Source organism: Herpetosiphon gulosus, from assembly GCF_039545135.1.
In the GTDB taxonomy this organism is placed as follows: domain Bacteria; phylum Chloroflexota; class Chloroflexia; order Chloroflexales; family Herpetosiphonaceae; genus Herpetosiphon; species Herpetosiphon gulosus.
Map to the genome: position 1 here is coordinate 23,429 of NZ_BAABRU010000035.1, position 7,047 is coordinate 30,475.

The following is a 7,047-nucleotide window of genomic DNA, read 5'->3' on the forward strand; positions in this document are numbered from 1 at the left end:
TGCTTGCTTTCCTTTTATTAATTCTCGTTGGTTGGGCTAAGTTTGAGCCAACCATCGTGCAAGGTTTGCGGTGCTTCAAAAGTGGCTTTGGGGCTAACTTGGCCAATCTCGCTGGTTTCTTGCCATTCGCTGGTTGGCTGTTCGAGCCAACTCCAACGATAGCCCGCCTCAACTGGCAATGGCAAATTAATCGCTCCCTGATTGGTCAAAATTGGCGCAGTCAGGAAGGTAATCGCAATTGCACCCAAGGCATCAGCATATTGATCGGCGGGAATCGTAATCGCCTTGACTGGCTGGATGCCGCTGGTTGCATGGACGCTTCCACGTGGATCAAACAGCATCGTCAGATAGCGCGGAGCCGCATTGACCGTTTGCATAATCGCCATATCGGCTTGGTCGTGGGTACGAATCAGCGGGTCGTCAACTGGCAGATCGCTACTTTGCGGCGCATAGAAAATATTGTCGGCATAGCTACCATCGCTGAGTTCTTGCCAATAGCCCACCACACCATCATTTAATTGTTGATATTCGCCGATGCGAATGGGAAATTCGACTTCCGCAAAGCCATCGTCGTCGCGGCTGGTTTGCTGCAAATCGAGACGTAGGGCGCTCCAACTTTGGTGAATTGCTGGCGCTCCTTGTAACTCCAAATCGAGCGAGGTGCGCACCAAGGCAATTGGGCGGCCCAGCAGCAAGGCCAAATCGGTGTGAGCAGCAGCATTTTCGGGGTCGATTGTGTCGAGGGCGTTATCGATCGTTACAATAAAATCGCGCAAAAAGTCACTGGTGCGTTGCAAAAGATACTGCACCATTTGGCGTAAATAGCGATTTCCGATTGCCGCAGGCTCGACATTCGGCCCACCTGGTACATATTGCCAACGCACTTGCGAATCGATAAAGCCCAGCGCTGCACCCGAGGTTGCATAAATCATCAAACTGCCATCAAGATTATTCGGCACAACCCAGCCACAAATTGGCGTGGTAATCGGCGCGTCATTCATCTCCATATCGCCTTGATTGGCCGAAAGCCAGCGCAAATTCACGCGGGCTGGCTGCATCAAGCGTGGCGACAGCCAAATCAGATAATCGCTGCCAGCGGTGGTCATTTGCTGGGTACGAATAATTTGCTCGGCGGCAACATCACGTAATTGACCAAAACTATCAACCAATCGCAAACGATTGAGGCGCATAGCCCCACTACGAATCGGGTTGAAATCGCTAAACATGCGCGGCGCACTACGATTATGATTGGCGACTGCACTAGCAACTTGGTCAGTCCAAGCCTGATAATCGCTAAATCCCAACGGATCGGCCATGGCCAATTGATAGGTTTGTTTGCGCATTAACAAGGCTTGATTGAAACCACCCAACGACTGGGCCAAACAATGAAAATTGGGATCGTTGACCAAGGCGGCGGCCTGTTGCACCGTCGTATCATCGGGATATTGGGCTAAGTAGCTGTTGAGTTGTTGTTGATATTGAGTTTCAGCCCGTGATGAAAGAATGCTCCAACCACTATACAAGTTGGCCGCCGGGGCAATCGCCACTTGGCTGGGCAAAATTGCTAAATCAACGGCATTTTCGGCTAAGCTATAGTTGCTGAAGATAAAATCGGGGTTGTAAGCGCTGGTGTTGGGGTCGAGATTACTATGATGATCCAAAGGAAAGACTTCAACGCCCCATTCCAGCAAAATCGGATTCCACGGCGCTTGGTCGTAGCTAAAAAAGCCCACTTGCTGCGGGGTGGCATTGGCTTTGATCGCCGCCACAGCATTGGCCAATTGCTCAACCACACTCGCATTCATAGGGTGCAAGCTCAGGTTGGCGGCATATTGACAGGCTAATTCACCGTCGCTGCCATGGCGATCGGTTGGTTCAAGCGCAGCACCGGAGAGCAGCAGCACAGGCTCGTTGGGCTGCCAATAGCGCGGCCCACCCATAATTAACAACAGATATTGTTGATTAACAGCCTGAACATCGGCGCTTGCATTAAAATCGGCGACTGCTTGCAAAACCAAATTTATTTGCTGAGCCAGACCGCTGGCAATCGCATTACTCGCCGAATTACCCGCCGAGGCCGCGATTACATTGCCAACCTCATCCCATTGCAAACTGAGTGCGCCAGCACTATTCAACAAATTTGCCAACGGCACAAGATCTTTTTGTTCAACGAAATAGCGCACCAAATCGACATCGGGAAAATCATCGCGGCTCTCAGCTGGTGGATAAGCCGCCAACATATATTTGTACCAATCAAAAAACAACTGTTCGCGTTGTTGCTCGATTAGTTCAAGTGCCCGATCATACTCATGTTGCAGGCTATTTAATTGATTGAGTTGATGGGCCAAGCTCTCAGGCAAACTCACCAAGACGGTTGCATTGGCCGAATCGGCGCTGCCACTGGTTGATTGTGGGCGAACCGACCACAACGAACCGCTTGGAATCGCGTTGAAACTTTTTTCATGGCGGGCGGCTAAAAAGCTGGCTCCCACATCAAGATACTGTTGATCAAGAAACGAGGCCATCAACACAGCTTCTAAATGATCTTCGATTGCGGCTGGCTGGCTTGGGTTGATCGTATTGGCCAAAAAGGCCGAAAGCGCTTCCGTACCAGTATTGCCAACGGCAATTTGCAATGGGGTTGTTGGAATAGGTGCAGCGGCGGGATTGCTTAATTGAATTTGGCAATAACAGCACAGGGCATCCGGGAAATCGCTGCCATCAGGCACAGTTACTGCCCAGCCCAATTGGGCCAACAACGCTGCGCTTAATTCAGCATTACTGCTTCCTTGCAAACTATTGACCAAACTATGCACAACATCTTGGGTAATATCGTTGTACCAACCAAGCACAAGGTATTGCAAATCGCTGGGCACATCGTCGGTGTAGCTATCGTCGTAGAAGCCAAACACACTATAGCAATTGGGGTAAAACGCCGCGAACGTTGGCTCACCATAACCTACGGCAGTCAGCTGGTCTAAATATTCAGCTTGGGGATCGTGCTCTTGCCAGATTGAAAAGGGCATGCGCCGCCCCAAATAGCGAAACGGCTGTTGATTGCCCTCGGCAGCAACTGGGGTAGTCACACTACTAGCAAATTGCCCAGCAGGGTAAAGATAATCGCTCTCGACAATCCATTGTTCTTCAATCTGCAAGGGCGTATTGCCACCACCTCGCGCCCGCAACACCAACCAACGATTGGGCACACTCGGAAAATTGGTGGTTGTACCAACTTGCGTCCCCCGCGTTAGACTATCGGGCAACGCCCAGTGTAAATGCACCCCCGCCTTGAGGGTCGATTGAGCGAATGGCTGACGCACGATCTCTTCGCTAACATTGGCAACATCAGCATTAATATCACGTTGACCATTACTATAAGGCAAACGACTAAAATCGGTCATTGCTTGAGCGACGGCCTGCTCAGTCGGCAGCACCAAGGCATCAAGATACAGCGGAACCATCAACACACTATTCATTATCCCATCCCCGAAATTATGGTAGGAACTTGCCCTACCAAACTTGTTGTGACGCGATCACGGGCAAATTACGGGTTACACCAGCCGCTTGAAATAGCCTAGAGGGTAGCTACGCAGCCATTGCTACTACTAAAACGTTGGAATAATCGAATTGCTGAATTTTTGGAGCTAATTGAGGTCAATTTGGTTGATTTAGCTGGTGTAGTAAGCGCAATAGCGCCGCTAGGCCATCATTTGGCGGCAATTTGGCAATTGGGCTAAGTTGCAACCAAGTCGTGCGCACTCGGTTAATCAAGTGCAGATCAAACAGATCGCCACCATACCAACGCTGCCAAACGATGATCGCATAGGCTGAACGTAACACCGGAGCACGCACCCGCACACTCAATGGGCTATAACGAGCAGGATGCAAATGCACCCGCTGCTGGTCAATTTCACCCCAACGCAACACCCATTCTGAGCTATCATCGAGGTTTAAAAGTTGATACTGGCCGTTGCTTGCCAACCATTCGGCATAGCGAGTAGGGTCATCAATCCCACGCTGTTGCAGTTGGGCAATGATTTGGCTATCGATATCTGCTAGGCTTAGATCACCAAGATATAAATCCATCTGCGAATTGCCGATTTTTTGTAGGGCTGCCAATAAGCTTGATTGATCGTCGCTTTGGAGTGTGGTCAAGGCCTGAAGCGCCCAACGCGCATGATGTTTCCAGCAATTTAAACTCGTCTGAAGCGTCATCGTTCACCCATGCTATACTCAACTCATTCAAGGTTTTGCGAGGATAATTCTATGGCCCAATTTATCGATCTTAGCCATATTGTTGAAGCTGGCATGATTACCTACAAGGGTCTTCCAGCGCCAATTATCTGCGATTTTCTCAGTCGCGAGGCATCGCGCAACAACTACGCCGAGGGAACTGAATTTCACATTGGCAAAATTGAGCTGGTTGCTAATACCGGAACCTATCTTGATAGCCCATTTCATCGGTTTGCCGATGGCAAGGATTTATCGGAATTAACGTTAACCCAAATTGCCGAGCTTGAGGCAGTCCTAATTCGCCATGATCTCGCTAACGGACGGGCGATCGAGGCTGAAGCCTTTGCTGGCTTGGATCTCAAAGGCAAGGCCGTTTTAGTTAATACCAATTGGTCACAACACTGGCGTACAGACCAGTATTTCGAGGGTCATCCCTACCTCACGGCGGCAGCAGCCGAATATTTGGTTCAAGCGCAAGCCACTCTGGTTGGTATCGATTCTTATAATATTGATAACACTGACACGAATACACGACCTGTGCACACCATCTTACTCGGTAACAATATCCCAATTGTTGAACATCTTTGCCAGCTTGATCAATTGCCAAGCAGCGGCTTCCATTTTTCGGCAGTTCCAGTTAAAGTTAAACAATTTGGCACATTTCCAGTTCGAGCCTACGCTCGGATCGATTAAAAGGATAGGACAATGAGCGACCAACCAGCTTACGAAACACCCTTGCCATTGTTTGTCTATGGAACCTTACGCACTGGTGAATATAACTGGAAAATCTACCTCGCAGGCAAAACTCGTAGCGAAACTCCCGCGATTGTGCAGCAACATCAGCTCTATGCCAATCGCTACCCCTATATGATTGTCGGCAAAGGTAGTGTGATCGGTACATTGGTTGAAATTGAGCCAGCACTCTATGAAACGGTCATGCGCGAAATCGATGAGCTAGAGCAATTTCGGCCTAATGGCAACAGTTGGTATTTACGGGTTGCGCGTTATGTGAACGTTGGAGATCAGCAAATCCTAGCTTGGATGTATTATGCCAGTGAGCGAGTTACCCAGTATTTAACCAATGATCATCAAATTACCCACGGCGATTGGGTGCGCTGGAACCAAGAACAGGCAGGTAGACCAGAATAAACAAGCCCTTAGATCCATAACGCTCAGCCTAAATAGCGGCATAAGCACTATGGTAATTAATCGCTGCTTGAGCCATAATTAATCAGAAGTAGCTAACCAGATATTGGGCACATAGGAGTTTTCGTTGATGCAAGCAACTCAATATTCATTAAATCGATTAATTCGGCTCATTAGCAGCGTGTTACTACTTAGTACATTTGGAATAACGAGCAGTTTACTCAAGCCTTCGGTGGCTAAGGAAATCACACCAGCGGTTGAACCACGGCTCAATCTGACCCAACGAGGCGGGGTTATCACGATTGGCAATACGCTAGGCCATGATTGTGCGGTGGGCGTTCCCGCTCCAGTGGTGGGCGCAGTTGGTGCGTGTGGTACGAATACGAGCGATTCAGGCATTGACGTTTTTTGGCGAGCCGATTCGCCTATCACAAGCCAAGCCGAAGCGAATACCGCCATAACGAATGCACAGGCTCGGAGTAGTGCAATGCTCAATATTCCAGTCGGAGCCAGCGTAACCCATGCCTACTTATATTGGGGGGCACGTTGGGGTGGCGTAGCACCAACTGGTGCTACACTTGAATTTAATCGCGGCAATAGTCAGAACGTCACCCCAATCAGCACAGTTATAAATCCAAATTCATTTTATCAAGCAGTGGCAGATGTCACCAGCTACGTTCAAACTCATGGCTCTGGAGCCTATCGTACCAGTGGGATTCTCGCCAATCCGCTTATCAACAGTAATGATACCAACGCTTTTGCCGCCTGGTGGCTGGTAGTAATGTATAGCGATACCAACCAACCCAATCGAACAATCATTCTCCACGATGGGCTGGATCAAGTATTAATTGGCAGCTCAATTACAACCACATTGAGTGGCTTCACTATTCCAAGCAGCAGCACAACCAACCTTACGATTGTTGGCTATGAGGGTGATAACGCAAGTGCAGGTGACCAACTGCTGTTTAATGGCAATAGTGTTAGCAATGCTCAAAACCCCGCCAATAATATTCTGAATAGCACGCGCTCATATTTAGGTAATCCAGTTTCAACCGCAGGTGATTTGCCACAACTAACGGGATCAGCCAATAGTATGGGTGGGTTTGACCTTGATACCTTTGATGTATCAGCATTGACTAGCCCAGGCCAAACCACAGCCAGCATTACCACAGGTTCCACTAGCGATATGTATTTCGTTGGGGGATTCATTTTAGCGATCACTTCGTTGGTTGCCGATACCCCAACACCTAGCATTACGCCCAGTCATACACCCACCAATACACCAACCAATACTGCGACTGCAACGAGTACGCCTACAAACACAGCTACCGCAACCAACACACCAACGCTTACCGCAACCGCAACGAGTAACCCAACTCATACCCCAACGAGCACAGCTACTAATACTCCCACTCCAAGCCTATGGCGAGCCTTCTTGCCAATCGCAATTCGTTCAGCTCAATAAGTATATTGGGGCTAAAAGCCAACAGCCGAGATTTTGCCCCGGCTGTTGGCTTTTAGCCTGCGCTAGCTCAAAGCTTCGGAATGTGTCAAGCACGGTGAAACAGATGACAACGGAGCAAACGGACGATTAAAGAAGGATTATTCGCGCAATGCCACCGCGATCGACGGATCAGCTGGCCCGACTGGGCGGTTAATCCACACCGC

At 49.3% G+C, this 7,047-nt stretch carries 5 protein-coding genes; 3 read left to right on the forward strand and 2 right to left on the reverse strand.

The genetic code is table 11. The annotated features are described in order from the left end of the window. Nucleotides 1–17: 17 nt before the first annotated feature. Nucleotides 18–3,476, reverse strand: a complete 3,459-nt coding sequence (locus ABEB26_RS24700; RefSeq protein WP_345724758.1) for a hypothetical protein — start codon at nucleotides 3,474–3,476, stop codon at nucleotides 18–20. A gap of 178 nt (nucleotides 3,477–3,654) precedes the next feature. Beyond that, on the reverse strand, nucleotides 3,655–4,215 hold the full coding sequence (locus ABEB26_RS24705; RefSeq protein ID WP_345724759.1) for a hypothetical protein: 561 nt from the start codon (nucleotides 4,213–4,215) through the stop codon (nucleotides 3,655–3,657). Nucleotides 4,216–4,266: 51 nt separating this feature from the next. Between ABEB26_RS24705 and ABEB26_RS24710 the strand changes: the two genes are divergently transcribed. The 3 genes from ABEB26_RS24710 (at nucleotide 4,267) to ABEB26_RS24720 (ending at nucleotide 6,844) form a co-directional block, all read left to right on the forward strand. Then, the gene (locus tag ABEB26_RS24710) at nucleotides 4,267–4,926 is read left to right on the forward strand and encodes a cyclase family protein (protein WP_345724760.1); all 660 of its coding nucleotides are present in this window, start codon (nucleotides 4,267–4,269) and stop codon (nucleotides 4,924–4,926) included. A gap of 12 nt (nucleotides 4,927–4,938) precedes the next feature. Next, on the forward strand, nucleotides 4,939–5,382 hold the full coding sequence (locus ABEB26_RS24715) for a gamma-glutamylcyclotransferase family protein (protein WP_345724761.1): 444 nt from the start codon (nucleotides 4,939–4,941) through the stop codon (nucleotides 5,380–5,382). A 127-nt stretch (nucleotides 5,383–5,509) separates the two neighbouring features. Beyond that, entirely contained in the window at nucleotides 5,510–6,844 is a 1,335-nt protein-coding gene (locus ABEB26_RS24720) for a DUF3344 domain-containing protein (RefSeq protein WP_345724762.1), read from the forward strand. Nucleotides 6,845–7,047: the final 203 nt, after the last annotated feature.

What these genes read in the sequence shown, in the direction of transcription:
- ABEB26_RS24720 (WP_345724762.1), top strand. Translation starts at nt 5,510, where the DNA reads ATGCAAGCAACTCAATATTCATTAAATCGATTAATTCGGCTCATTAGC.
- ABEB26_RS24710 (WP_345724760.1), top strand. Translation starts at nt 4,267, where the DNA reads ATGGCCCAATTTATCGATCTTAGCCATATTGTTGAAGCTGGCATGATT.
- ABEB26_RS24700 (WP_345724758.1), bottom strand. Translation starts at nt 3,476, where the DNA reads ATGAATAGTGTGTTGATGGTTCCGCTGTATCTTGATGCCTTGGTGCTG.
- ABEB26_RS24715 (WP_345724761.1), top strand. Translation starts at nt 4,939, where the DNA reads ATGAGCGACCAACCAGCTTACGAAACACCCTTGCCATTGTTTGTCTAT.
- ABEB26_RS24705 (WP_345724759.1), bottom strand. Translation starts at nt 4,215, where the DNA reads ATGACGCTTCAGACGAGTTTAAATTGCTGGAAACATCATGCGCGTTGG.